2 protein-coding genes are annotated in these 693 nt (G+C 41.4%); both read left to right on the forward strand.

Annotation, left to right across the window (positions count from 1 at the left end; genetic code table 11):
* On the forward strand, nucleotides 1-237 hold a 237-nt coding region (locus PPOP_RS17715; protein WP_006288042.1), incomplete at its 5' end, for a Rha family transcriptional regulator.
* Nucleotides 238-359: 122 nt separating this feature from the next.
* Nucleotides 360-693: hypothetical protein (locus PPOP_RS17720; protein ID WP_006288043.1), on the forward strand; the 334-nt coding region annotated here is incomplete at its 3' end.

Here is a 693-nt window from a genome sequence, read left to right on the forward strand (position 1 = left end):
GCTCAAAAGAAGGATGAAGACGATCATGAAATAGCTGCCCTGAAAAATCAGGTGAGCTTGCGTTTCATTGAAGAAAACTTCTTCGAGCATAAATACAAAGATGCAAGTGGGAAAATGTCGCGTGAAGTATTGATGACGAGAAACGGTTCAAGCGTTTTAGTAATGGGATTTATGGGCAAAAAGGCGCGGATGTTGACTCAGTATTTTGAACGTTCGAAGCTGAAACGGATCGCGTAACGAAATAGCGAAGAGGGAGAAAGCATTATGACACTGGAACACTTGGCCCGCCTTTGGTTCAACCGCAGTCCTCTGCAACATGCCGTAATCATTAAAAATATCATTCGGAAGGGAAGATATGTATGACCACATTATCGAAAGCTGAATTGAAAATGAAATTGAATGCTTGGGCGAAAGATGCGAGCGAGAAATCGAAAACCTTCTTAAACTGCCTGAAGGAATCACAAGTACAACTCTATGAGCACAAGAAACAAATTGTCGGCTCTTTTGTTAAGTTCTTCGTTCTAAATATGAAGCCTGAAGAAGTGGAGATTTGTAAAAGAGGGGCCAAGCACCTGAGCGAGCAGTATGACTTCGACAAATTGTCCGAAATGGACTTTTATGGAATGATGAACCCGTTGGCTACACTCCGTATTCATAATCGAAAAATTAGAGAACTAGTACGGTGGTTCAATA

The sequence above is a fragment of the Paenibacillus popilliae ATCC 14706 genome (assembly GCF_000315235.1).
Lineage (GTDB): Bacteria > Bacillota > Bacilli > Paenibacillales > Paenibacillaceae > Paenibacillus_B > Paenibacillus_B popilliae.